23 protein-coding genes and 3 pseudogenes are annotated in these 23,804 nt (G+C 33.2%); 18 read left to right on the forward strand and 8 right to left on the reverse strand.

Annotated elements, in window-relative coordinates; all coding sequences use genetic code 11:
• Window positions 1-46: 46 nt before the first annotated feature.
• The 3 genes from J4P91_RS18865 to J4P91_RS18875 all read left to right on the forward strand — a co-directional run bounded on the left by J4P91_RS18865 (window position 47) and on the right by J4P91_RS18875 (window position 1,535).
• Window positions 47-448, forward strand: coding sequence for a GNAT family N-acetyltransferase (locus tag J4P91_RS18865; protein WP_207995367.1), 402 nt, complete (start codon window positions 47-49; stop codon window positions 446-448).
• Between the two features lie 133 nt (window positions 449-581).
• The gene (locus J4P91_RS18870; protein WP_207995368.1) at window positions 582-1,058 is read left to right on the forward strand and encodes a hypothetical protein; all 477 of its coding nucleotides are present in this window, start codon (window positions 582-584) and stop codon (window positions 1,056-1,058) included.
• 12 nt (window positions 1,059-1,070) lie between these two features.
• Window positions 1,071-1,535: a CDI toxin immunity protein gene (locus J4P91_RS18875; RefSeq protein WP_243763913.1), complete on the forward strand. Its 465-nt coding sequence runs from the start codon at window positions 1,071-1,073 to the stop codon at window positions 1,533-1,535.
• A 122-nt stretch (window positions 1,536-1,657) separates the two neighbouring features.
• On the opposite strand, the pseudogene J4P91_RS18880 reads toward J4P91_RS18875, so the two are convergent.
• Window positions 1,658-2,107, reverse strand: a pseudogene (locus tag J4P91_RS18880) (hypothetical protein).
• A gap of 288 nt (window positions 2,108-2,395) precedes the next feature.
• On the opposite strand from J4P91_RS18880, the gene J4P91_RS18885 reads away from it, so the two are divergent.
• From J4P91_RS18885 to J4P91_RS18900, 4 genes are all read left to right on the forward strand, one after another.
• Window positions 2,396-3,163: an ABC transporter ATP-binding protein gene (locus J4P91_RS18885; RefSeq protein ID WP_207995370.1), complete on the forward strand. Its 768-nt coding sequence runs from the start codon at window positions 2,396-2,398 to the stop codon at window positions 3,161-3,163.
• An 11-nt stretch (window positions 3,164-3,174) separates the two neighbouring features.
• The gene (locus tag J4P91_RS18890; RefSeq protein ID WP_207995371.1) at window positions 3,175-5,055 is read left to right on the forward strand and encodes an FtsX-like permease family protein; all 1,881 of its coding nucleotides are present in this window, start codon (window positions 3,175-3,177) and stop codon (window positions 5,053-5,055) included.
• Between the two features lie 220 nt (window positions 5,056-5,275).
• Complete coding sequence (locus tag J4P91_RS18895; RefSeq protein ID WP_207995372.1) at window positions 5,276-6,142, forward strand: ABC transporter permease subunit; 867 nt, start codon at window positions 5,276-5,278, stop codon at window positions 6,140-6,142.
• Window position 6,143: 1 nt separating this feature from the next.
• Window positions 6,144-7,145, forward strand: a complete 1,002-nt coding sequence (locus J4P91_RS18900) for an ABC transporter permease subunit (RefSeq protein ID WP_207995373.1) — start codon at window positions 6,144-6,146, stop codon at window positions 7,143-7,145.
• A 46-nt stretch (window positions 7,146-7,191) separates the two neighbouring features.
• On the opposite strand, the gene J4P91_RS18905 is transcribed toward J4P91_RS18900, so the two are convergent.
• Window positions 7,192-8,892 carry a pyruvate oxidase gene (locus J4P91_RS18905; protein ID WP_207995374.1) on the reverse strand — a complete coding sequence of 567 codons (1,701 nt, stop codon included), beginning with the start codon at window positions 8,890-8,892 and terminating at the stop codon, window positions 7,192-7,194.
• Between the two features lie 78 nt (window positions 8,893-8,970).
• Window positions 8,971-9,708 carry a ZIP family metal transporter gene (locus tag J4P91_RS18910; protein ID WP_207995375.1) on the reverse strand — a complete coding sequence of 246 codons (738 nt, stop codon included), beginning with the start codon at window positions 9,706-9,708 and terminating at the stop codon, window positions 8,971-8,973.
• Window positions 9,709-9,872: 164 nt separating this feature from the next.
• Here J4P91_RS18910 and J4P91_RS18915 point away from each other — a divergent pair.
• From J4P91_RS18915 to J4P91_RS18930, 4 genes and pseudogenes are all read left to right on the forward strand, one after another.
• Window positions 9,873-10,052, forward strand: a pseudogene (locus J4P91_RS18915) (SAM-dependent methyltransferase); the annotation flags it as partial.
• A gap of 261 nt (window positions 10,053-10,313) precedes the next feature.
• Complete coding sequence (catA, locus tag J4P91_RS18920) at window positions 10,314-10,964, forward strand: type A chloramphenicol O-acetyltransferase (RefSeq protein ID WP_207995376.1); 651 nt, start codon at window positions 10,314-10,316, stop codon at window positions 10,962-10,964.
• Window positions 10,965-11,805: 841 nt separating this feature from the next.
• Window positions 11,806-13,308 carry a serine hydrolase domain-containing protein gene (locus J4P91_RS18925; RefSeq protein ID WP_207995377.1) on the forward strand — a complete coding sequence of 501 codons (1,503 nt, stop codon included), beginning with the start codon at window positions 11,806-11,808 and terminating at the stop codon, window positions 13,306-13,308.
• A gap of 333 nt (window positions 13,309-13,641) precedes the next feature.
• Window positions 13,642-14,115: a GNAT family N-acetyltransferase gene (locus J4P91_RS18930; protein WP_243763917.1), complete on the forward strand. Its 474-nt coding sequence runs from the start codon at window positions 13,642-13,644 to the stop codon at window positions 14,113-14,115.
• 88 nt (window positions 14,116-14,203) lie between these two features.
• Here the strand turns inward: J4P91_RS18930 and J4P91_RS18935 are convergent, their stop codons facing one another.
• Window positions 14,204-14,779 (reverse strand): histidine phosphatase family protein, encoded by a 576-nt coding sequence (locus J4P91_RS18935; protein ID WP_207995379.1) that lies wholly within the window; start codon window positions 14,777-14,779, stop codon window positions 14,204-14,206.
• 224 nt (window positions 14,780-15,003) lie between these two features.
• Here J4P91_RS18935 and J4P91_RS18940 point away from each other — a divergent pair, with 224 nt between their 5' ends.
• The 3 genes from J4P91_RS18940 (at window position 15,004) to J4P91_RS18950 (ending at window position 17,923) form a co-directional block, all read left to right on the forward strand.
• Complete coding sequence (locus J4P91_RS18940; protein WP_207995380.1) at window positions 15,004-15,513, forward strand: GNAT family N-acetyltransferase; 510 nt, start codon at window positions 15,004-15,006, stop codon at window positions 15,511-15,513.
• 264 nt (window positions 15,514-15,777) lie between these two features.
• On the forward strand, window positions 15,778-15,927 hold the full coding sequence (locus tag J4P91_RS18945) for an aspartyl-phosphate phosphatase Spo0E family protein (protein ID WP_017149561.1): 150 nt from the start codon (window positions 15,778-15,780) through the stop codon (window positions 15,925-15,927).
• Window positions 15,928-16,522: 595 nt separating this feature from the next.
• Window positions 16,523-17,923: a protoporphyrinogen oxidase gene (locus J4P91_RS18950; protein ID WP_207995381.1), complete on the forward strand. Its 1,401-nt coding sequence runs from the start codon at window positions 16,523-16,525 to the stop codon at window positions 17,921-17,923.
• An 87-nt stretch (window positions 17,924-18,010) separates the two neighbouring features.
• On the opposite strand, the gene J4P91_RS18955 is transcribed toward J4P91_RS18950, so the two are convergent.
• Entirely contained in the window at window positions 18,011-18,568 is a 558-nt protein-coding gene (locus J4P91_RS18955) for a hypothetical protein (protein WP_207995382.1), read from the reverse strand.
• Window positions 18,569-18,814: 246 nt separating this feature from the next.
• Between J4P91_RS18955 and J4P91_RS18960 the strand changes: the two genes are divergently transcribed.
• Window positions 18,815-19,369, forward strand: coding sequence for a GNAT family N-acetyltransferase (locus J4P91_RS18960; protein WP_207995383.1), 555 nt, complete (start codon window positions 18,815-18,817; stop codon window positions 19,367-19,369).
• Window positions 19,370-19,467: 98 nt separating this feature from the next.
• Here the strand turns inward: J4P91_RS18960 and J4P91_RS18965 are convergent, their stop codons facing one another.
• Window positions 19,468-19,653 carry a cold-shock protein gene (locus tag J4P91_RS18965; RefSeq protein WP_000286200.1) on the reverse strand — a complete coding sequence of 62 codons (186 nt, stop codon included), beginning with the start codon at window positions 19,651-19,653 and terminating at the stop codon, window positions 19,468-19,470.
• 89 nt (window positions 19,654-19,742) lie between these two features.
• Complete coding sequence (gene cspD / locus J4P91_RS18970; protein WP_017149558.1) at window positions 19,743-19,946, reverse strand: cold-shock protein CspD; 204 nt, start codon at window positions 19,944-19,946, stop codon at window positions 19,743-19,745.
• Between the two features lie 492 nt (window positions 19,947-20,438).
• Here cspD and J4P91_RS18975 point away from each other — a divergent pair, with 492 nt between their 5' ends.
• The 3 genes from J4P91_RS18975 to J4P91_RS18985 are packed head-to-tail and all read left to right on the forward strand — an operon-like array spanning window position 20,439 to window position 22,880.
• Window positions 20,439-21,290, forward strand: coding sequence for a lipase family protein (locus tag J4P91_RS18975; protein WP_207995384.1), 852 nt, complete (start codon window positions 20,439-20,441; stop codon window positions 21,288-21,290).
• Window positions 21,280-22,218: a CPBP family intramembrane glutamic endopeptidase gene (locus J4P91_RS18980; RefSeq protein ID WP_374192058.1), complete on the forward strand. Its 939-nt coding sequence runs from the start codon at window positions 21,280-21,282 to the stop codon at window positions 22,216-22,218. The genes J4P91_RS18975 and J4P91_RS18980 overlap by 11 nt, the downstream gene beginning before the upstream one ends.
• A gap of 20 nt (window positions 22,219-22,238) precedes the next feature.
• Entirely contained in the window at window positions 22,239-22,880 is a 642-nt protein-coding gene (locus J4P91_RS18985; protein ID WP_207995386.1) for a chloramphenicol acetyltransferase, read from the forward strand.
• 52 nt (window positions 22,881-22,932) lie between these two features.
• On the opposite strand, the pseudogene J4P91_RS18990 reads toward J4P91_RS18985, so the two are convergent.
• Window positions 22,933-23,713, reverse strand: a pseudogene (locus tag J4P91_RS18990) (arginase family protein).
• Window positions 23,714-23,804: the final 91 nt, after the last annotated feature.

Genomic DNA, 23,804 nt, shown 5'->3' on the forward strand with positions numbered 1-23,804 from the left:
GTATAGATGTTCATTTCATTATAAGTAAAAAGGCAGGGGGAACAAAATGAATATATTGCATGAAATCCCGAATGTAAAAGAGTATATGGAACTAAGAAAAAGTGTAGGACTAAACTCACAAAAAAAAGCACTTACAAAAATAGCTTTAAGCAACTCAACATATTCAGTTATTGTGAGAGGAACTGACTCAAAACTTTTGGGTATGGGGCGAGTTATTGGTGATGGAGCTTATTTCTTTCAAATTGTTGATATTATCGTCTCGCCTTTGCAGAAGGATAAGGGGATAGAAGACATTATATTAAAGGGATTATTGACGTATCTAGATGGAGTTTCTAGTGAGAATACTCATATTACAGTAATGGCGGATGTATCAAGTATAAAGTTATATCAAAAATTTGGATTTAATCTTGTATATCCTGATTTTTATGGAATGTCTAGAAGTTTGTAAAATCCATTTAGCAAAAAAGTATGCCTCAAGATTCAGAAAGAAACGAGGAAGGGAGGTGGGACGAAGAAAAAACACTGATGGAAGGTTCGTTTTATTGTATTATATAATTATTAAAAAGTTTAAGGGGCTATATATGGTGAATGTAAAAGAAATGGCTGAAGTTTATAGGATAGGATTACAAATTGGAATATTTTCAAAAGCTGACATAATTAATTGGGCTGATCAAACAATTGAAAAATTGGATTATCCTTCTAATGAAATTATAGAAGTTTCTTTATCTAGTAATGATAAATTGGTTGATATTGCATCTAAATTAAAAAACATAAAGGGAAGATATGATAAAAAATTACCGCTAAAAATTATATTGGGACTTTTATGGGAGAAATTTATTGTATGTGAAGAAAATGTATTGGAAATAAAATTTTTTATATCTAGTTTGGTACAGTATGATTGCTGTGAAGAGTTAGATGATGTACATACAAAGCTTTATAATTTTAATGAGGAAATATATTTGGCCACAGAAAATATATATGGAAATTTAGAGAATATTAGCCAAGAAATAAAAGAGTTTTTATCTATTTATAAAGATTTTAGTAAATGCTTTCGGTAGGTGGACGACATGATGAATAAAAACCAAAGAGCTCAAAGGCTCTCAGAACTTCTTGAAGCAAACAAGAAAAAGCATAAACCTACTTATGGTGCTTTATATGAGGAATGTACTTGCATGTTAGGTGTTGAAACAAAAGAATTATCTCTTGAAAAAGGAGAGGAAATATACACATTATTAAGTGAATCTTATCCTTTTGAATGGTGGGGGCGAATCGCTTGGAATAAGGTTGCACTTCAATGTACTGTTGCCTCAATAGATAAAATAAATCAGTTTATTCCATTGACAAGTAAAGTATATATTCTATGGAGCACGGGACCAGCTCCTGTACTCTATGCAGACTTAAAAGATGTATTGCGTAATATTGACGATGTAACGGCGGTTGGTAGCGATACTTATCTTTTTTGTCCAAATAACTTTGTTATAGAATTTTACCATGAAGGTGAAATCATCATTGGTTTTGAGAAAAAGCACATTTAAAAGCTTACATATAAAGTGAAACAATAATCAGTGGAGATGCCTCAGCCCCACTGATTATTAGTTGAACCAATTTTCATTATAATTTGAGTAAGTTTTCCAGACACTTGGCATTCTAACTGTTTTTAAATTCCTTTTTTAACCTGTTTATTTTCTACTTTCCATTCATCATTTTTCTTCTTAATCTCTAAAGCTATATTCATTCCACTAGATTCCTTGTAAAGGATATAACCATGATCTAATTTAATATATGTCGAGGGTTCGCCTATGCATTTTTGAGAACATGTTTTGTTAATTCAATTAATGATGTTCGCTTGGATCGATTTTACTCAAATGAATTAGCTCATCAATCTTAACCCAATGAAAACCCTGTAAGTCTAATTCAAAGATATTTTCTAAACTACCAATCGTATTCGTATTTATTGCTTCTATTATGTTCTTTTTTCTAATATAAAACCATTTTCATAAAGAAACATCATATATCCAAACCTTGTAGTTATAAGTAACATAAGGAATAAACCAGCAATAGTAATCTGTCGCAGGCGTTTACTCACTATATTTTCGGAACGCTTCATTGAATTTAATCCTCCCCATTTTTACTTATTTTACATTATGCTTGTCTTAATATATTTAGAAGCAACCGTCTCTAAGCGAAGGGGAGGTGGTGGGATTTCATTTTGTTATTTTTGTACCTTACAAAAATGTAAGGTGAATGTAAGATAAATCGCGGGCAGATTGTAAATAAAATTGAGAATATTAAGAAATGAAGTCAGAAATTTAAGAAATATTAAGAATTTATGTAGTGGAAACCTAAGAAACGTATGGCAAAGTAATGATATACAAATGGGGATGGAGTGATAGAAATGGCAACAAATGTAGTGACAGTAAAAAGTGTGGAGAAAACATATGGTAAAAGAAATGAAAGTCAGTCAAAAGCATTAAGAGGGGTATCGCTTACGATACAAAAAGGGGAATTCGTTGGGATTATGGGACCTTCTGGATCAGGGAAAACGACACTACTTAATGTAATTAGTACACTTGATCATGCAACAGGAGGAAGTGTGACAATAGCAGGCACAGATATCACTTCCATGAAGGGGAACGCATTATCAGATTTCCGTTCTCAAAAACTGGGGTTCATTTTCCAAGATTTTAATTTGCTTGAAAACCTCTCGATTTATGAAAATATTGCATTGCCACTTTCATTACAAGGAGTGCCTTCAAGTGAGATAAGTGGGAAAGTAAATGAGGTTGCACAGAAACTGGGGATTATGGAGATTTTAACGAAGTACCCATCAGTTATTTCTGGTGGACAAAAACAGAGAACAGCTGCGGCGCGGGCTTTAGTACATAATCCTGCTATTGTATTAGCGGATGAACCAACAGGTGCACTTGATAGTAAAAATGCGAAGAGTTTATTAGAAGCGATGCAAGATTTACATGAAAATCATGGAGTAAGTATATTAATGGTGACGCATGATGCATTTAGTGCGAGTTATTGTCAGCGGATTCTATTTATTCAAGATGGACTACTCTATAAAGAATTGAAACACCGAGAAACACGTGAGGATTTTTATCAAGATATTTTAGGTGTGCTTGCTCATATGGGCTCAGCGGCTGAATCCAAGTAGGGGGCGAGAGCATGTTATTGGAATTATCACGTCATAGTATGAAAAAGATGTTAAAGGATTATCTTGTTTTACTTGTTGGTCTCGTTATTAGTATAAGTATCTTCTATATGTTCCAAACGATGGCAATCAACAGTCAATTTACAAAAGATAATAGTATGATTAATAGTATTCGACTTGTATTTTGGGTTGGTGCTGTCTTACTTTCCTTCATTACAGTCTTTTATATTGTATATGCTAATTCTTTTTTACTCACATTGCGCAGGAAAGAGCTTGGTATGTATATGATGCTCGGAGCGAAGAAGAAAAAAGTCGCACAGCTATTATTTATAGAAACATTCGGTATGGGGATTGTTAGCATTATCATTGGAATTATTGTAGGAATATTACTAGCAAGTGCAGCAGGGAATTTTTTAATGAATGGTTTAGAAATTTCAGCGAAAGGCTATGCGCCATTTTATATACCTGCAGTTCTTGTTACATGTGGATTCTTCTTGATCTTATTTATAATTACTGGATTTATCAATAGTATACGTTTATTACGTAAAACTGAACTTGAGTTACTTCGTGAAGATGAAACACAAGATGCAATAGAAAAGAGTAGACGCCGTGTTATCATTTTTACTGTAATGGGAGTGTTACTGTTAGGAACAGGGTATTATTCTATCCTTCATATAGATAAGTTACGTGAAATAGGTTTTATACTAGCAACGGGTGCTACAACGATAGGGACATATTTTATTTTTAGTTCATTGTTACCGTTGTTTGTGACGCGGTTAAAAAGTAACAAAAAACGAAATGAAACAGGTTTAAATAGTTTTACATATGCTCAGCTTCGTTTTCGAATCAATAGTTTATCACGGGTGCTTGGGACTGTCGCGATGCTAATTGCACTTGGTGCAGGAGCGATGACAGCTGGGATGGCTTTTCAAAAAAACGTCGGCATTATGACGGATTTTTCTCGAGTCTATGATGCGACGATTCATGATCCGAATGAAAAAGATACAGCCGCATTAAAGCAAATGAAAATTGTAGAGCAACAAACATATAAGTATAAAGTGGACGGAAAAGCAGTCTATTATTTACGAGATGATTTAACGGCAAAGCCGCCGCTCATTTCAGATCATAAGGATACAAAGAATGTAAAAGAGCCTGTACGTAAACGCGTAAAAGAACCTTTAACTGAACCTCTATACACATCTATGGAAGCACCTGATGCTCCGCTTAAACTCCCGCATGTTCCGAGTGATTGGGAAGATGCGATTGTAAGAGAAATTCAAGTTACACATAATCAATTTAATGGAAAACCTGTTCGAATTGCTGATGCGAACCATTATAAAAACATTCAAGGAACAGAGCATAGTGTTACGCTCATACAAGTAGACGATTTACAAAAGTATAAACCGTTGTTAATAGATATTGATCAACGACAAAAAGAATTAGTAGAAAAAGCAAAAGGTGGAAAAGTAGAATTATATACAAAAATGACAACTTATCAATTTATGAATAGTTTTATGAGCGGTACGATGTTCATGGGATTCTTCCTTGGAATTGCCTTTTTAGCAATGATGGCGAGCTCTCTTATGTTTAAAATTTTAACCGGAGCTTCTCGTGATGTACGCCGCTATGAAATGCTTCGGAAAATTGGAGCACGCCGTAGTATGTTGTCACGTAGTATTTATAAGGAAATTTCATATCTATTTATTTTTCCAGCTATCATTGGTATTTCTCACATTTTAGTAGGGCTTAACTTGTTCCGTCTCTTCTTAGTTGATCCGTTTGTAAAAGTATGGATGCCAATATCTATTTTTCTTGTAATTTATGCCTTATACTACTGGATTACGGTACAGTTATATAAAGGAATGGTTTTGCCGAAAGAACAAATGACAAAATAATGTATTCTTTTCTAAAGAAATTGAAACTGAAAAAAAGAGCAGAGTTTTCTGCTCTTTTTTGTGTGCTAAAGCTGAGGTAGTCCTCTGCTATAAGAAAGTAACAGGTGCTACTCTTTTGTTAAGAATTTTTGCTAGGTCTCATTTTAAATCTAAAAAATAAAGTTTACATTTTTTGAATATTTTGTAAAAATAAATTAAGGGTTAAGGGAGGAGAAATTTCATGTTGTTTCGAGTTGGAAAGTGGTGGTGGATTACTTTTTTACAATTATTAGCTGCACTGGGATGTATTCTTTGTTTAGGGGCACTCCCCCGTTTATTTAAAGGATTACAAATGGATCCTATTGGATATGGAAAAACGATTTTATACCTTGGTGAGAAATTACTTCATCCAGGGGAAATTATGTATGGGTTTCGGGACTCTCGAACTCTATTTCCGCAAATTTGGATACATTACTTGGAAACTATGCTAGTGTTTGTTTCGTCTTTTCTACTGTCGTTATTCATAGCGTATGTGCTTGTTGTATGGGTACTGCAGCGTTCTCATATGAGGCAACGTGTATGGAATGGGGTTTTTCTTACACTTGAAAGTATTCCGGATATTCTACTTATTTTATTATCACAACTTTTGGTAGTGATTGTGTTTCAAAAAACAGGATGGATGCCAGTGAAGTTTGCAGGGCTTGCGGGAGAAAGGGTTCGCCTTTTACCGATTTTATGCCTCACATTACCGACAACGTTATTATTTATTAAACTATTATTACTCCGTTTTAGAGAAGAGCTAGAAAAAGATTATAGTATATTTGCAAAAAGTAAAGGATTAAGTTTACGACATATATTAACGCACCATATTTCAAGAAACGTGTTACTTACTACGGTTTACTATGCGAAAACGAATATTTTATTCATGTTATCCAATCTTTATATCATTGAATGGCTCTTTAATACATATGGCATGTTTGTATTCGTAAAAGAAAATTCGAAAATAGAAGTGTTTACTGTCTGCTTAGTTCTATTATATGTTCCGATTTTCTTCTTATTTCGCTTGTTGCATACGCTCATGCAAAATGTGATAAAGGAGCGTGTGTAATATGTGGCAAACATTAAAACATGACATGCGATTTTGGATTGGTTTGATTTTTTTAAGCGGACTTTTGCTTGTCAGTATCGGAAATACTCTATTTTTTGATGGGGAAATTCGGGAAGTAACGATGTTGTATAACGAAAAAGGACAAGTAGAAGCAGCTCCTTTTCCTCCATCATCTCAGTTTTGGTTTGGAAGTGACAGTAAAGGAAGAGATTTATTTCAATTAATAATAGAAGGGGCAAAATGGACAATTGGTGCGAGTTTAATTGTTGCGATTTTGCGGGTTATCATTGGAGGAGGGCTAGGTTTACTTCTTGGTATGTATAGTAAACGTTCTTTTCCAGCTATTTCTGCATTTTTTGATCCATTTAGTATTGTTCCCATGATTATGATTTCGTATTTTATGTTAAGAGAAGTTTTATTCTTTGAAAATGGTACGCTTCCAGTTCCTTTCGCAATGCGAGTTCTGTTTCAAATTAGTATTCTCACATGTTTGGCTGTGCCGACTGTTATGCTGTATACAGGGCAAGAGGTACAGCGTGTAAAACGAGAAGAGTTTATGATGGCAGCAACTGTTCTTGGAGGCAGTAAGTGGCATCGATTATGTCACCATGTTTGGCCTCATCTTGTACCATCTTTTTTCTTACTTGTTGCCCAGCAATTTGTTAGCATGTTGCTGTTACTTATGCATCTTGGCTTACTCCAGTTATTCTTTGGAGGAACTATATTATTTAGCGGTGAAGCAGATAGTGTGACGAAGGAATGGACAGGACTAATTGGACAAAATTTCCGCCATTTGACCACACATACTTGGATCGTTCTTATACCGATGTTTTTCTATAGTCTGACTATTTTGGCAGGAAATCTTATTAGTAATAGTCTGCAAGGGTCGATTGGAATAGGAAATCTGAGAAGAAGGAAAGTAGGAAAGAAAGAAGAGAAAGTCGAGAAACAGGTGAAAAGTGAAAGAGAAGATTTTTCTTTCCATCAAGAAGTATCAAAATAAAAAAGATAGATGAGAACAATCTGTTTTCATCTATCTTTTTTCGATTTTACAAAGGTGGTAAATCAATTTTTCCTTCTTCAAATAACTCTTTTAACATATGTTTCGTATAGCCTGCTGCTTGCCCAAATGTAATTTTTGCGGGCATGGGTGCTTCATTTACATCTACTACTACGTCAATAATACAAGGTTTATCTTGCTTAACAGCACTTTCAAAAGCAGGAAGCAATTCACCGATATGTTCAACACGGTAACCAACTCCGCCGCATATTTCTGCATATTTTGCAAAATTAGGGTTTGTTAAGTCTGTACCAAATTCAACATTTCCCATTACTTCTTGTTCGAATTTAATCATAGCGATTTTATGGTTATTTAATACAACAACGATAATTGGTAATTTATACTTAACGGCAGTGACAAAATCATTCATCGTCATTCCAAATCCACCATCACCGCAGATCGCAAAGACTTGTTTATCTGGATAAGCAAGTTGGCCAGCAATTGCTCCAGGAAGGCCACATCCAAGTGTTGCGAGCCAACTAGAGATGATGAATTGTTGATTCGTCATCCGAAAATGGCGGGCAGCCCATACTGTGACATTTCCAACATCTACTGATAAAATTGCATCATCATGAGCGACACGTTGCAAAGCGTGCATCACTCTTTGAGGTTTAATTGGAGTAGAAGAATCTTCTTCTTGGTTATGCAATTTCTCTTCCCATTTTTTCATCAGTTCTTGATGATGTTCTAGGAATGAATGATCCGTATGCTTCTCTACATTTTCTAAAAACCATTTCAATGTTTTATCTGCATCACCAGCTAATCCGATATCTGTCGCATAACGTTTTCCAATTTGCGCAGGGTCCGTATCAATGTGAAGCGTTTTGGCTTTTTCAGGTAAAAAGCCAGTAAAAGGATAAGAAGTACCAACCATAATTAATGTATCCGCATTCTTCATTGCTTCGTAAGACGGTTTTGTCCCAATTAATCCTAATCCACCTATACAAAGAGGATGTTCATCAGGAATAATCCCTTTTGCTGGAAGTGTTAAAACGATTGGGGCACTAATATGTTCTGCAAATGCAAGTAAAGATTCCTTCGCATGTTTTGCTCCTTTTCCGGCTAAAATAACAGGTTTTTTCGCTTCATTCAATGCTAATTTTGCCAATTTTAGATCCTCTTCTTGCGGAAAAAGTTCAGGCAATGTAAAAGAAGAACTTGTTATACGTGCACCAGCTTCCACCTCAAACTTCGGAACATCATCTGGTATGGTAAGAACAGATACACCTTTCTTTGTATATGCCATACGAATCGCTTGGTTTACAACTGCAGGGAGTTGTTCAGCTGACATAATTCGTTGATTATAAACAGCCACATCATCAAACATTCTTTCTAAGTTTACTTCTTGGAAAAACCCAGTTCCAAGTAAATCTGATTCAACTTGCCCTGTAATTGCGAGTACCGGTGCTTGGTCTAGTTTCGCGTCATATAATCCATTTAATAAATGAATCGCCCCAGGTCCAGCAATCGCCATACAAACGCCGAGTTTACCTGTTAATTTTGCATAGGAAGCGGCCGCCAAAGCACCTGCTTCTTCATGACGAACTTGAATGAATTTAATTTTGTCTTGTTTTTTTCGAAGCGGTTCAATAATTGAATTGATTGAATCCCCAGGCATGCCGTAAATGTGGTCAACGCCCCATTCGATAAGCAAATCAACAAGCGCTTCACCCGCTGTTTTACGAAACATAATAGATCCTCCTTGTGCATTGAGATACTATTATATTTTGGATAAATAGGTAAAATATACAAAATATGAGTCCTTTTTTTAATGATGGTCAGCGAAAAGAGTAAAAATAGTTATGAGTAAAAATCCACTAATAGCCCAAGTAAGGAAGGGAAAAGGAGAAAGGTGTTTCTTCGCTTTCCATAACATCTCATGCATTGTGACATATCCTAAAGAACCAATGGCACTCCCCATTATCAGTCCTTGTAAATGAATCGCTTTCCCATTCATCATAATCCCAAAGAGCGTGCCGGTACCGAGGATAATTGATAATAGCAGAATTGTTAATAGAAATGAGAGATATTTATGCTGTGTAAATAGAAAAGGAATAATTAAAGCTAATCCTTCTGGAATATGATGTATAACAATCGCAAATAAGAAGGGAATTGCAGTTTCATTATGGTTTGTAAAGGCAACCCCTAATGCAAAGCCGCTCGGCATATTGTGGATAAAAATAGCAAAAGAGAGAAATAAAAAAGTTTGCCATGCTTGCTGGTCTTTTTTATGTATCATAGGGTGATGGCAATAATTATCTAGTAAACTCATAATTAATATACCAAGGGTAATCCCGAGCATAGGACCGATGATTTCAAAGTTTGAAAAAGTTTCTGGAATGATTTCTAGCGATAATAATCCAAATAATATGCCGCCACATAGCGCATATAAACGGTGCATTTTCTCTTCAATCAGTTGCCGCGTTGCAAGTCCAACAGCTCCCCCTAATAGTAATCCTCCAAAAGAAAAAAGCGTAACGATCATCGGAAGCCATAACCGTTCCATAGCATCACACTCCATTATTGTAACCTTCATTTTCAGCTTACTGTGTGAAAGGATAGATTAGTCCAAATTATTTGGAAGTAATTCTAGAGAAAGTGAAAAGATATCTGTTTATTTGTTATAATCTGTATATTAGCTTTAGCTGAAAAAAGAAAAGAGGTATTAGTTTGCAAGCGAAGTGGAATTTATCAGAATATGAAAATCCGAAACGATATGATGTAGAAAATACAAGTTTGTCAGATTTTCCGCTTTTATTATCTTGGTCCAAAAAACTTGGAATCCAAAATGAATGGATTTTAGATATAGCATGTGGTACGGGAAGAGTAACCATCCCTTTAGCAAAAGACAGAAATATTTTAAGAAATTCATCCAATAATGGTGAATATAAAGTATATATATTTAATATGAACTCGTGATAAAAATGCTTATTGAAACAGTGTGTTTTTTTGTTTAAGGTTAACGTATATCGTAAGTAGATAATAGAGATTATGGCTCTAATACTAACAGATTTTATTTTTAACAAAACTTTATGAAGAGGTGAATGATTTGGTGAAAACAAGAAAATTAGCCTTCTAAAATAAACCACATAATTTTAGGAGGCTAATAAGATGAAATTTCATATAATTGATAAAGAAAATTGGGATAGAAAGCCGTATTTTGATCATTATATAAATCTTAAATGTACGTTTAGTATGACAGCTAATATAGACATCACGGACTTATTGAAACAACTTCGCAATAAAGAAATTAAACTATATCCTACTTTTATTTATATGGTCAGTAGAACAGTCAATGCCCATAAAGAATTTCGGACTTGCTTTAACAATGAAGGTGTTCTAGGATACTGGGATACAATGATACCAAGTTATACAATATTTCATAATGATAACAAATCTTTTTCAAGTGTATGGACCGAGTTTTCTAACGAATTCAGCGTTTTTTATAAGAACTATCTAGAAGATATAAAACAATACGATAATATACATGGCCTTTTCACAAAAGAAAATATACCCCTAAATTCTTTTCCTATATCTAGTGTTCCATGGGCTAGTTTTACAGGATTTAACCTAAATATAAATAATGATGACAACTTTTTATTACCTATCATTACAGGGGGAAGATATTTTAATCAGGGGGATAAAATATTGTTACCTATTTCGATACAAGTGCATCATGCTGTTTGTGATGGATATCATGCAAGTAAATTTATAGTAGAGTTACAAGAGCTATCTAATAATTTCTATGAGTGGCTTGGATAAAACTATAAGTTATTAAATATGTAATACTGGAAAAAACGGACTCAAACCCTTATATATATAGGTATTGAGTCCGTTTTTTTTTGTTAATTGTAAACCTACTTTTCCGAATATATATTTCGCAAAGTTTTGAACAACTCCTTCTTATAAGTTTGGCAGAACCGGAAAATTTCTAAAAATAAAAGTACATACTTGAAAATAGATACTCACTTTTATGACAATTTTGTAATCTTCTTGTAAGGAAAATAGATATTTAGAATCTTCTGTTTATTGTAGAGTGAAAGAGCACGGAGTTAAATTTATTGTTGTGCACAACTAAATTTATAAAGGAGAATGTTTATATGTTAAAAGAAAGGTTTGATGTTGAATGTACTAATTATTATATTGACGATTGTTGTAACAATGATAAAGGTCATAACAGCAAATTCGGAACATAAGAATTTATTTCTGTGGGCAGCTAAAATAGACCGAGAAAAAACATATTATTGTCAGCACACCTACCTGAATATACGTATGTCGTCATTAGGATTATGGCAGGTATATAAATTGATAATAAATTGTTTAATTATTACATATGAAAATAAAAAATTATAGTGTTAGAAATCATTAATGCTCCGACATACGGCAATCTGATTTTCGTAGATGTTACTTAGGTAACAGTAGAATCATGAGAGGTATATGAATCACCTTGACATCAGGGGCTATTGAGGATTTTCAAAATTTCTATCTAGTTCTTCTATAGATTACCTTATATTAGTTGAACCTTTGCTAAGCGAAGTTTTGAAGGTGTAAGAGAAAAAACATTTGAGATTGTATTACAAAATTAAAGGAGAAGACGTTGTTGATGAATGCGAACGGAAGAATTATCGAGAATGTGTATAAAAAAGTATGCGGGATTCTGATCATTATAATTGTAATTACAAGTAATTTTATAGGGACAGAAGTTAAAGCTGAAACAACTTTTGATGTGAAGAAAGTTGATCAATTTATGGATACTGCAATGAAACGATTCAAAATTCCTGGTGCTTCGTTAGGGATTGTAAAGGGAGATAAAATTGTTTATCTTAACGGCTATGGAATAGCAGGACCGAACCATCAACCGGTTACTCCGCAGACTCCCTTTGTCCTTGGCTCTACCAGCAAATCTTTTACAGCACTGGCTATCATGCAGTTAGTCGACAAAGGAATGATTGATCTTGAGGCTCCAGTACAGCGTTATTTACCATGGTTTCGGGTAGCTGATGAAGAAGCGTCTAAGAAAATTTTAGTCAAAGATTTATTACATCAAACAAGTGGGCTTTCTACTTATGATGGTCGTGTTAGCCTGACACACGGTAATAAGTCTATAGAAGAACATATACGAAGCCTAAAAAATACAGCACTTACCAAACCTGTAGGAGCCGTGTTCCAATATTCGAATTTAAACTATGATATCCTTAGTGGGATCGTTCAAGCAGTATCCCAGGAATCTTATACACAATATGTGAGAAATCACATTTTCGAGCCAATTAACATGAACCACAGTTACGGTAATTCGAAAGAGGCTAAAAAAGATGGTTTGGCAACTGGATATCAACCTTTGTTTGGATTTATGGTACCGACAAAGCAATTAAACCACGAGGCCACGGTTGCGTCAGGTTATTTAATTTCCACTGCAGAAGATATGTCAAATTATTTAATTACACAAATGAACCGCGGCCGTTTTAAAAGCAATGTTATATTGTCCGAAGAAAGTACCAAGCGAATGCATAAGCCTTCCTCATCGATGAGAGGTGGTCCATCTTACGCTATGGGATGGAGTGTTAACAAGAACGTGATTTTTCATGATGGTTTAACTGAAAATACGTATTCGTTTATGGCTATGGAAGGGGAATACGGATTCATTCTTCTTACAAATGCACAGGATCCCCTCATATCCTATGATAGCATCATTGCAGGGATTAACGGGATTGTTCACGGTCAAGATCGTTCGCAAGCTGACATGCCAGATTATACCAAGATATACTTGATTGTTGATTTGGTTGTATTAGTAGTTCTCGCTTTAGTCGCTCGTTCCATCTATAGCTTATTTAAATGGAGAAAAAAATGTAAGACTACATCAGCACGTACTGTCATAAATGTCTTGTTTATATTGATTTTTAATATTTTACTCTCTTTGGCGGTGCTGTTCCTTTTACCTAAAATAACTTCGGTTCCATGGTCGGCTATAACTTTATTCATGCCGGGGGTGGGACATCTTCTCTATTACCTATCCATATTATTGCTATGTGTAGGTGTGTTAAAAATGGTTCTGATAATTCGGATCCATATAACAAAAAATAAAACAAAAGGATTCACACATATGTAGAGAAAGGTATAATGAATGGGGTTGTTTTAGAAACTATTAAATGTGTAATGGCATTTTTGATATAGAAATAAAGTAAAGAATTGAATCATATTAAAAAGTTTAATTTTGTTGAATAATAAAAGTCACTTCAAAATGAGTGGCTTTTATTTGTTACCGTATTTTAGGATTTTTTGGTACTACCCACAGACTAAGTTCGCAATATTATTATATTATTTTAATATTCTTTATTTTATAATTATTTGTAAAAATAGTAACTACTATGACTTTTATATTAGGAGGGGATCTGCTGTGAATATAGTACCAATACAGAAAGATGAAACTTTAATTAAAAATATGGCAAAACTGTACTGCATGGTGTATGAAGGAAAAGACTTTGATGAAATGGTAGAAAGAATTACAAGACATATGGATAATAAAAATTTCAAGGGTATAGTAGCTATAAGTGATGCAAATGAAATAATCGGTTTCGCTTATGGATATCAATCTTTAGAAGGACAGTACTATAATCATGTATTGAGAGAAGCATTAAGTTTGGAACAAGCAAATCAATGGTTACAGGATTGTTTTGAATTTGTTGAATTAGCGGTCCATTCCGATTATCGAAAAAACGGATTAGGAACTGTACTACATAATCATTTATTAGATGGAATATTCAATAAAACTAGCGTTTTAACGACTCAAGTAAGTAACCATAATGCGCGTTCATTATATGAGAAATTGGAATGGATTAATATAATGGAACCATTTCATCCGAGTAAAGATGATGTCCCTTATGTGATAATGGGAAAAGATTTAAGTGCTATATAATTGTTAGTATCTCATATTTCTAAGAAACTAAACAACAAAAAAGAAGACCTTATTAAAAGGTCTTCTTTTTTGTTGGAATCCTAAAGATTTAGTCTAAATGCACCGTGCAATTATATAATTCTGAATCCCATCCATTCTCTAATTTTATAATCTTAGTTATTGATGTATTTTTAGGGGATTCTAACATACTTAAATGGGGTACTAATTCTTTAAGAAGGTGCTTAATGAATGAACCATGACTAACGAGAAGTATATTTTTGTTAGGATGTTTATATGTAATTTCTTCAATAAACGGTATGGCTCTTGCTTTAACACTATCAGCGCTTTCAATTCCTAAATCAAGTTCTCTCCAATTATTTCCCCATTTCGAAATTCGTTCTTCTTCAGTCGTCCCTTCAATTTGTCCACCGCTTACTTCACGAAGTCTAGGTTCTAAATGGATTTCTATATTTTCAATGCTTTTTCCTATTGCCTCAGCAGTTTGCTTTGCTCTTAGTAAATCGCTAGAATAGATCAAATCCCAATTTTCTGTAGCTAACCGTTTTGCTAGTTTATAAGCATCAGAGAATCCGTCTTGATCAAGTGGAATATTTGAATTTCCTTGAGCTCTTCCTTCTTTATTCCAGTGTGTACTGCCATGGCGGATAATACCGAGTGTCGTCATACTAAAACCTCCAAACTATAGTTTTTTAGAGAAATTATTCCATTATTATATAATAATTCAAAAAATGAGAAAAAGAAACTTTAAATTTGTTATACAAAAATTTTTGAAAATGTTGTTATTCAATCGAATGAATTGTTCGGAAGTTAAATATAAAATAAACGCAAGTAGGATTTTTGCATAGTATAAAGAATCTTTGTTGTATGAGTTAAAAAGGGGGTAACGTGATGGAAGTTACGATTCGAGCAGTAGAGATACAAGATGCTAGAGCAATTCATCGTATATGCATACAAAATGATGTTTTACCTTATATGGTGTTCTTGCCTAGTATGAGAGTGGATGCGATGGAAAATAGAATTCGAAACCTAGCGTCTAATCAGTTTGAATTTGTGGCGGAGTATGATGGAAAAGTCGTTGGGTTTGTTGGATTAACGCAAGGACAAGGACGGAGATCACATTCGGGAGATTTATTCATTGGTGTAGATAGTGAATATCATAATAAAGGAATTGGAAAAGCTTTGCTTACAAAAATGTTAGATCTTGCGGACAATTGGTTAATACTGGAGAGAGTAGAACTAGGTGTTTTGGAAATAAATCCTCGCGCAAAAGCACTATATGAAAAATTTGGATTTAGGGAAGAAGGTATTAAAAAAGGGAATTTAAAAGCTCATGGTAAGTTCATTGATGAAATCATGATGAGTCGTTTTCGCCCAAACGGACTTCTTGTAGATACGTGACTATTGTAAGAAATATACATAATGCAATTTGAACTTGAACCAACAAATAGACTAATATGTTATTAGTCTATTTGTTGGTTTATTAATGCTTTATTTACAAGTTCCAAATCTGATACTGTGTACGTTTTAACTTACTATATATATGCCTCTATATCATATTTTTTTAATAGATGTAAGATTGACTTAAAAATGACGCTTTTACTTATTATGTAAATACTTTATACTAGAGTACATACATTTTAAATTGGAGCGATTAAATACGGTATGGAGCTGAGAAAATTAGAGCAAATCATTGAAGCGAAAAAAGAAGAATTATTCACACTAGTTTCAAATTATGGATTTCAACATGAAAAAGTGCTTGCAGTAAGCCAGGAACTAGACAAATTAATTAATTGCATAATGTTATTAAAATAAGATGCTTTTCACCATTTGTAGAAAATGTCATTTTTCTCATATTAACATCAACGTTATGAACTTCATGTTATCATATATTAAAGTGTATTCACCTCATAATACAAAGAGAGTATGGATTGATACAATTCATTAAATTCTTTTCTTTCATAAGGATAATATTCACTCAAACAGTTATTTAAAAAGATTGAGGATCTTCTTAGTATTTCTTATGAAATGATTTCCTATATAAAAGTAAATGTTAAAATCGAAAAACTGATTCAAACATTCAAAGAATATTATTAGGTCTAATAAAAGTTGTTTGAATCTATGTAATGAAATTAAAAATGACACTCTTAAGCTTAAAACTGAAAGTATAGTTAGAAATAGTGCTCTTTACACACAAGGCGAATCTGTACTGTGGAATATGGTCTGAAATTCATATTGCTGCGATTCCTTTTTCGAATCATTTAGTGCATAATGATCAACCTGAAATGTATTTGCGTACATTGTATACCTTTGAAAGAACTTTGTAATCTGCTAGTCGAGAAAGCTGACTTTTGGGTATAATAATAAAGGAATTTATTAATTTATAGTATCGGTTAGGAGCGCAGTAGATATGAAAACAGTTGTTGTCATAGGTGGAGGAATCACCGGACTTTCTACTATGTATTATTTAGAAAGATTAAAAAAGGATTATGAAATAGATTTGGAATTAATCCTTGTAGAAAAAAATGAATATTTAGGCGGGAAAATTCACAGTGTGAAAGAAAATGATTTTATTTTGGAAACAGGAGCCGATTCAATTGTTGCTCGAAATGAAAATGTTATGCCGCTTGTAAAAGAACTGAATTTAGAAGATGAAATGGTATATAACGAAACAGGTATTTCGTATATTTACTCAAATGATACATTACATCCGATCCCTGCTGACACGATATTTGGTATACCAATGAGTGTAGAGTCGTTATTTAGTAGTACGTTAGTTTCAACGAAAGGGAAAATCATTGCACTTAAAGACTTTATTACTAAGAACAAGGATTTTACAAAGGACACATCGCTAGCTTTATTTTTAGAAAGTTTCTTAGGAAAGGAATTGGTGGAGAAGCAAATTTCTCCTGTTCTTTCAGGTGTGTATTCTGGTAAATTGAATGAGCTTACAATGGCATCTACACTACCGTATTTACTTGATTACAAAAATACATATGGCAGTATTATTAAAGGATTTGAAGTGAATAAAAAGCAATTCCAAGCTGCTGGGAATAAAAAGTTTTTATCGTTTAAAGGTGGACTTTCCACTATTATCAATCGATTAGAAGAGGAATTAGCTGGGACGGTGATACGAAAAGGGTTAGAAACGACAAGGGTAAGTAAAGACGGTGATAGATATGACGTTTCTTTTTCGACTCATGAAACATTAAAAGCTGATTACGTTATTTTAGCTACCCCTCATGATGTTGCACAAACATTATTACATTCTAATGAATTAGATGATGATTTCAACAAGCTAAAAAATTCCTCTCTTATTAGCATTTACTTAGGGTTTGAAATACCGGATGAGAAATTACCAGCAGATGGAACTGGTTTTATTGTTTCGGAAAATAGCGATTTACTTTGTGATGCATGTACATGGACAAGTAGGAAATGGAAGCATACATCAGATAAGCAAAATTTATTGGTGAGAATGTTTTATAAGAGTTCGAATCCTGCTTATGAGAAAATGAAACATAAAAATAAGGAAGAATTGATTCAAGTTGCCTTGTCTGACATTGAGAAAAGCCTTGGAATTAAGGGAGAACCGCAAACTGTTGAAGTTACGGACTGGAAAGATTTAATGCCAAATTATCATTTAGAACATAATCAGGCAGTTCAATCATTAAATGAGAAATTATCAGCTGCGTTTCCAAATATTTATCTAGCTGGAGCTTCATACTATGGTGTAGGGATTGGGGCCTGTATAGGAAATGGAAAGAAAATGGCAGAGAAGATTATAAAAGCGTTGAATAATCACTTTGAATAATGTAATCTTTGTATTTTTGACGAAATCCCTCTCTAGTATAAGAGTGGGATTTCGTTCGTTGTTACTAAAAATTGTACCTATCGTTTATTATTTAACTTTGATTAGAGTTTCTGCACGTATAGTTTTATTTTCTGTAATTGTTAATGTGACGTTCCCGGATTCTTTAAACGAATAAGGGGAAAGTTGATAAATTTCTTTCACCTTATATTTTTCTTCAATTTTTTTTGTAGATGTATTTTTTATTAGGGAAATATTTGGTTGCCAAGTTTCTTTTTTACCAGAAGGATAGTTTATTATAATTTGAGGATTTTTTAAATGCAATGTTTCCCAAGAAGCGAAATAAAGTTCAGTTTCTTTTTCCTTTTTGATTAATTGTTCTGAGAAATAGCCGAATTCACCGATATCACCTGAAATGATGTATTGTGTGTTCGTTATTTTAATGTTTAGCAAGGAAGATTGATAAGTGGCTGCGTGATAAGTACCATAAGAAAGTGATAATACCGAGGCGATTACAAGCCCAATTATAAATTTTTGGAAACTGTTTCCTTTGAAACTTGTCATCATTGCTGAGTTTGGTGCGAATTTTTGTGCGAATAAAAAAACAAACAAAATGAACAAGAGGGCAATGCCTATAAAAATATACATGCTCTTCATTCACCTCCGTTAATATAACAATTAACTCTGCGTTGAATAACAACATATTTTGTTGATTGCGAATAGTTTAACATAAATATCCAATTGAATGTTGTGTATAAACCGAATAAATTAAGAAAACTATTGAGGAGATCTGTTTCGCGTATTATGAAAACAAACTTTTATTTATGAGGAATCCTCCAATACGAGAAGGTATTTCTGATATAATATACCAGTAGAAAGAAAAGGAGGATTTTAATGGCATTTCCTGTTTTAGAAACAGAGCGCTTACGTTTAGTTGAAATTGATCAATCTTATTGTCAAAAAATATATGAAATCTTTTCGCTTGAGGAAGTAACGTGTTATTATGGAATGAATTCTTTTACAGAATTTGGTCAGGCTTCGCGTATGATTGAATCTTTTTCAAAAAAATATTTTGAAAAACGTGCAATTCGATGGGGAATCGTATTGAAGGAAACAGGTGCGTTAATTGGCACAATTGGATTAAATAATTTACAACTTTGGAGTAAACGTTCTGAGATTGGTTATGATTTACATCCTTCTTACTGGAGAAAGGGCTATGCAACGGAAGCTGCGCAACAAATTATCACGTATAGTTTTCAAGAGCTAGGGATATTCAGAATTGGTGCAATTACATATCCTGAAAATGTAGCATCTTGTAAGATGTTATCCAAAATAGGATTTCAGAAAGAAGGATTATTAAGAGGATATATTCATCAAGGAGATCGACAACGAGATGTATATATATATTCTATTATACGAACAGATTTAGAAAAGAACCATGAGATATAACATCCGTGGTTTTTCTTTTTTAGGCTTAGAATGTTAGCGCAATAGTAATGAAAATAAAGACCCCCTCTTACCAAAAGGCAAGAGGGGGAATGCAAGCATTAACCTAATTTAGGTAATAAACGTTCTCCGCTTTTCATGTTACTTTTACATAAAGGGCATTTTGGCTCTTCTTCAAATGAAAAGTTCTTTCTCATCCATCCTAAACAATCCTCTGATTCACATTCCCAAACAGGGGTTTGTTCTGGTGGTACTTCTGCTACATCGTTTTTTCGATTGCGATACATATGACCACTCCTTTTATGTAAAAATTTTTTAATTATATATTAAAAAGGTTGTTAACCGTGCGATGGTAACAACCTTTTTATTGTTTAAATTATAGCTTTACAACGTTTTTAGCTTGAGGTCCACGGTTGCCTTCTTCAACTTCGAAGCTAACTTCTTGACCTTCGTCAAGAGATTTGAAACCTTCGCCAGTGATAGCTGAGAAGTGAACGAATACATCGTTACCGTCTTCAACTTCGATGAAACCGAAACCTTTTTCGCTGTTAAACCATTTTACTTTACCTGTTAATGTCATGGTAAGTGCCTCCTAAAAATAAGAAAAATAAATTACAATATGATCCGTCTTATTTCAATGAAAATAAAAATTCACATATTATCAAAAACCTATTAGGAACACTTAGTATCCGTAATAGATGCTTGATAATATGTAAAGTGAAACTTTTATGAATTTGACCTTAAGACCTATCTTACAACAAATGGTGAGAAATAGCAAGTGTTGGAAATATTAGGTTTTTTGACATGGTTGATTCTTTAAGAAAATAATCCAAATGCAGGTTGAAAATTATATTTAGTTAGTTGAACTTTATATACGTATTCAGTAATTGGAAATCTTTTTTTGTAAAAACTTATCCTGAATAAAAAACAATCGTTAAAGTAGGAGGGAAATTATAAATGTTGAATATATCGTATTAATATGAGCAATTTTAAATTTTCTATAGTAGAGAATACTGTTTAGAGATGTAATTGAGTCTGTTACTAATCATTATTTTAAATAAGGAGAGCTGATATGCAGAAGATAGCGGTGGCAATTATACATGGAATTGGAAATCAAGATCATGATTTTGCAAAAGAAATGGAAAGAGCATTACGGGAGAATTTCGTAGAGAAGATACGAGGTAAGACAATAGATCCTTCTGTACAATTAGTTATTGCTCCAGTTTATTGGGCGGATGTATTTGAAGAACGAGAAGAGAGGTTAATCGAGTGTCTTGTATTAAATGAGGAGCTTCGATATAAAAGTTTACGTCAATTTATTGTTCGATTTTTTGGAGATGCAATTGCATATCAACTAACAAAATTTGGAAATGATAATTATGAGGAAGTACATAAAAGAGTACGGAAAAGTTTAAAATCTCTTATGGAAGAAGCTGGAGAAACTGCGCCTTTATGCATCATTGGTCATAGTTTAGGAGCAGTTATAGCAAGTAATTATATGTACGATTTACAACAAGAAAATGAAAATGTGCAAAAGTATTTGAATGAATTGACCCCACTAGAAAAAGGAGAAACATTTACATTGTTCTACTCATTGGGGACAACCATTCCGTTATGGAGTTTACGATATGTTGATTTTGATCAACCAATACAGGTTCCATCTTCTAAAGCGAAATACTATTTCCCGAAGGTTGAAGGGGAATGGATTAATTTTTACGATAAAGATGACATTTTGGGATATCCTTTAAAACTAATAAGTCCAGAATATGATGAGGTTGTAACAGAAGATCAGGAAGTGAATGTTGGAAGTATGATGACAAGTTGGAATCCTCTTTGTCATTCAGCGTATTTAGTAGATCGGAATGTTATAAATTCTATTTCAGATGGAATTGTAAGAGTTTGGATAAATGTAAATGAAGTGTAAAATAAGAAATAAATTACTTAGGAGGAAGTATTTGGATAATGATAGATTTGAAACAATAGAAGCTGCACGAAAAGGGAAAAGAAAAGTACACCCTATATTAGCTGTTATATTAACTATATTATTTTTGTCACTTAGTGAGGTTTTTAGTTTATTCATGTTGTTATTGCCAAAAGCAGAAACGACATTTATGAAAAGCATTTATGATAACTTAAGGATGCTATTAACATTTGGTGGAGCAATTTTATTTGTATTTTTATGGGTTCGTTTTATAGAAAAACGTTTATTTTCAACAATTGGTTTTTGGAAAGATAATGCTTTGAAAAAATACTTACGCGGAGCATTCATTGGTCTTATATTTATAACAATACCAGTTTTCATTTTAGTTTTAAGTGGTTTTGTTACATTACATATACAACAGATTTCAAGTACAGTCATATTGGGGATATTAGGTTCTTTAATAGCGTTTTTAGTACAAGGTGCCGCAGAAGAAATTGTTGTGCGTGGTTGGTTATTTCCAGTTATTTCAGTTAGAAGTCGGATATGGATTGGGGTTGTTGTTACCTCATTTTTATTCGGATTGCTCCATCTACTTAACACAGGTATTACAATTCTTTCTATGTCAAATATCATATTAGTTGGTGTATTTGCCGCGTTTTATGTGTTAAAAGAAAATAGTCTTTGGGGTATATGTGCTTGGCATTCTATATGGAACTGGGCTCAATATAATATATATGGTTTTGCGGTAAGTGGTATAACAATTTACTCTACACCTTTGTTTAAATCAACAACAAGCGGTCCAGAATCATTACATGGAGGAGCTTTTGGAATTGAAGGAAGTGTAATTACGACGATTATGTTTGCTGTTGCCTCAATTGTATTATGGAGACAAATGTGGGGAAGACGGTCGAAACAGTATAATATTGGATAATTTATGGGGGGAGTTACATCATGGCTATAATTTGTTTAGAAGGGCCAAGCGCGGTTGGGAAAACTACAACATGCCAGCAGTTAGAAAAAGAGTATGATGCGTATATTATTCCTGAAGTTAATCTTTTATTTGAACGTCCTAAAAATGAACACAAAACATGGTATTTAGAGAGACAAGTGGAACGATGGCATATAGCAGTGCAACAATCGAAGAATTATGAATTCGTTGTACTTGATGGAGATGTTTTTCAACCGCTTAGTTATAATTGGTGTTTTCATTTTGAAGTATTTGATCAGTCGTTACCTTTTTTAGAAGAATTTTATAAAAACAGCATACGGAAACGAGAAATTGGGTTTCCAGACCAATATTTTTATTTGTATACGTCGGAATGTGAATTAAGAAAACGAAAAGGTTTTGATTATACAAGAAAAAGAAGGAATTTCGAAAAACATATACATATTACTAAACCTCATAAAAAGTATTATCAACATTTAAATAATATTATACAAGAATATTGTAAGTTAATTGAAGCAAAAAGTGTGGAAAACAATGTGAAAGAAATAATGGAACATGTATTTATTAGGAAAACAAATACAGCACAAAGATACGATGTCACTAATTTGGGAGATGTCGCGAATTGGCTAAAACTAAATCGTGCATAAATATAAAAAGCGAGTGCTAACCTAGTCGGTGCACTCGCTTTTATGTTTGTTTTTATATATGACTGTACTGTTTGGATATTTGTAAAATGCTCTCTAAGATTTGGATATTTGCTGTTTCATTTTTGTAATGGCTTCTTGATATTCTGGTAAAAACATTTCAGTTGGTGAGGGTGAAATTTCACCGCAAATATCGATGCCGTGAACGGATTTTTTGTTTTTTTTGAACGAACATACTGTAATAATTTTGATAAATCCATATGTCCTTGATCCCAATTTGTAATAGCGTCACGAGGTTCTAATACATCTTTATCGATGCTCATATAAACTGTATTTGTTTCTATATGTGACAAAATTGTATTCACAGAGACTGCATGTGTAGATTCTATTGGGAACACCTTCACTTTTGATGATATCAAAGAATGTATTTGAAAAGAAGATGGTCCAATGATAATTGCTTTTTGCAGCATAGGATTGTTTCGAAGGGCAAACGATACCCATGATCCGCAAGAAAGCATTGTTCTTCTTTGGGAGGATGATAACTTCATATCAGAGTGATGATCGAAAAGAATAAGTGTAAAGGGTTCTGTAACTTCTTGTAGTAGTAAATACGATACATAATGAAAGTTACCTGAACCGATGAAAGTAATCCCTTTTTGTTTTCTATTTTGCAATTGTTCTTTAATATGATGTAAGGTATTTTTTTCACAATATAAATTTGAGTGTTCTAGATGTTTAAAATCTATATTTTCATGTGAATAAGAATGGAGTTTATTTTGTAATTCATACGTTTCGTCAAAATGAAGGAATGTTATACCTTTATGTAATAAACTCATAATCAGTCATCTCCCTTACATACTAACCTAGCACAAATTTAAATGATTTTAAAATAAATGACTTTCTTCATTTAACTAATTTCAAAGTGTA

The sequence above is a fragment of the Bacillus sp. XF8 genome, assembly GCF_017498755.1.
In the GTDB taxonomy this organism is placed as follows: Bacteria; Bacillota; Bacilli; order Bacillales; family Bacillaceae_G; genus Bacillus_A; species Bacillus_A bingmayongensis.

Coding starts and splice junctions, on each gene's coding strand:
- J4P91_RS18890 (WP_207995371.1), top strand. CDS start 3,175: ATGTTATTGGAATTATCACGTCATAGTATGAAAAAGATGTTAAAGGAT.
- J4P91_RS18875 (WP_243763913.1), top strand. CDS start 1,071: ATGAATAAAAACCAAAGAGCTCAAAGGCTCTCAGAACTTCTTGAAGCA.
- J4P91_RS18935 (WP_207995379.1), bottom strand. CDS start 14,779: ATGACGACACTCGGTATTATCCGCCATGGCAGTACACACTGGAATAAA.
- J4P91_RS18985 (WP_207995386.1), top strand. CDS start 22,239: ATGGCTATAATTTGTTTAGAAGGGCCAAGCGCGGTTGGGAAAACTACA.
- J4P91_RS18965 (WP_000286200.1), bottom strand. CDS start 19,653: ATGTATCGCAATCGAAAAAACGATGTAGCAGAAGTACCACCAGAACAA.
- J4P91_RS18885 (WP_207995370.1), top strand. CDS start 2,396: ATGGCAACAAATGTAGTGACAGTAAAAAGTGTGGAGAAAACATATGGT.
- J4P91_RS18950 (WP_207995381.1), top strand. CDS start 16,523: ATGAAAACAGTTGTTGTCATAGGTGGAGGAATCACCGGACTTTCTACT.
- J4P91_RS18905 (WP_207995374.1), bottom strand. CDS start 8,892: ATGTTTCGTAAAACAGCGGGTGAAGCGCTTGTTGATTTGCTTATCGAA.
- J4P91_RS18900 (WP_207995373.1), top strand. CDS start 6,144: ATGTGGCAAACATTAAAACATGACATGCGATTTTGGATTGGTTTGATT.
- J4P91_RS18865 (WP_207995367.1), top strand. CDS start 47: ATGAATATATTGCATGAAATCCCGAATGTAAAAGAGTATATGGAACTA.
- J4P91_RS18980 (WP_374192058.1), top strand. CDS start 21,280: ATGAAGTGTAAAATAAGAAATAAATTACTTAGGAGGAAGTATTTGGAT.
- J4P91_RS18960 (WP_207995383.1), top strand. CDS start 18,815: ATGGCATTTCCTGTTTTAGAAACAGAGCGCTTACGTTTAGTTGAAATT.
- J4P91_RS18910 (WP_207995375.1), bottom strand. CDS start 9,708: ATGGAACGGTTATGGCTTCCGATGATCGTTACGCTTTTTTCTTTTGGA.
- J4P91_RS18895 (WP_207995372.1), top strand. CDS start 5,276: ATGTTGTTTCGAGTTGGAAAGTGGTGGTGGATTACTTTTTTACAATTA.
- J4P91_RS18870 (WP_207995368.1), top strand. CDS start 582: ATGGTGAATGTAAAAGAAATGGCTGAAGTTTATAGGATAGGATTACAA.
- J4P91_RS18930 (WP_243763917.1), top strand. CDS start 13,642: ATGGCAAAACTGTACTGCATGGTGTATGAAGGAAAAGACTTTGATGAA.
- J4P91_RS18925 (WP_207995377.1), top strand. CDS start 11,806: ATGAATGCGAACGGAAGAATTATCGAGAATGTGTATAAAAAAGTATGC.
- J4P91_RS18940 (WP_207995380.1), top strand. CDS start 15,004: ATGGAAGTTACGATTCGAGCAGTAGAGATACAAGATGCTAGAGCAATT.
- J4P91_RS18945 (WP_017149561.1), top strand. CDS start 15,778: ATGGAGCTGAGAAAATTAGAGCAAATCATTGAAGCGAAAAAAGAAGAA.
- J4P91_RS18955 (WP_207995382.1), bottom strand. CDS start 18,568: ATGTATATTTTTATAGGCATTGCCCTCTTGTTCATTTTGTTTGTTTTT.
- catA (WP_207995376.1), top strand. CDS start 10,314: ATGAAATTTCATATAATTGATAAAGAAAATTGGGATAGAAAGCCGTAT.
- J4P91_RS18975 (WP_207995384.1), top strand. CDS start 20,439: ATGCAGAAGATAGCGGTGGCAATTATACATGGAATTGGAAATCAAGAT.
- cspD (WP_017149558.1), bottom strand. CDS start 19,946: ATGACATTAACAGGTAAAGTAAAATGGTTTAACAGCGAAAAAGGTTTC.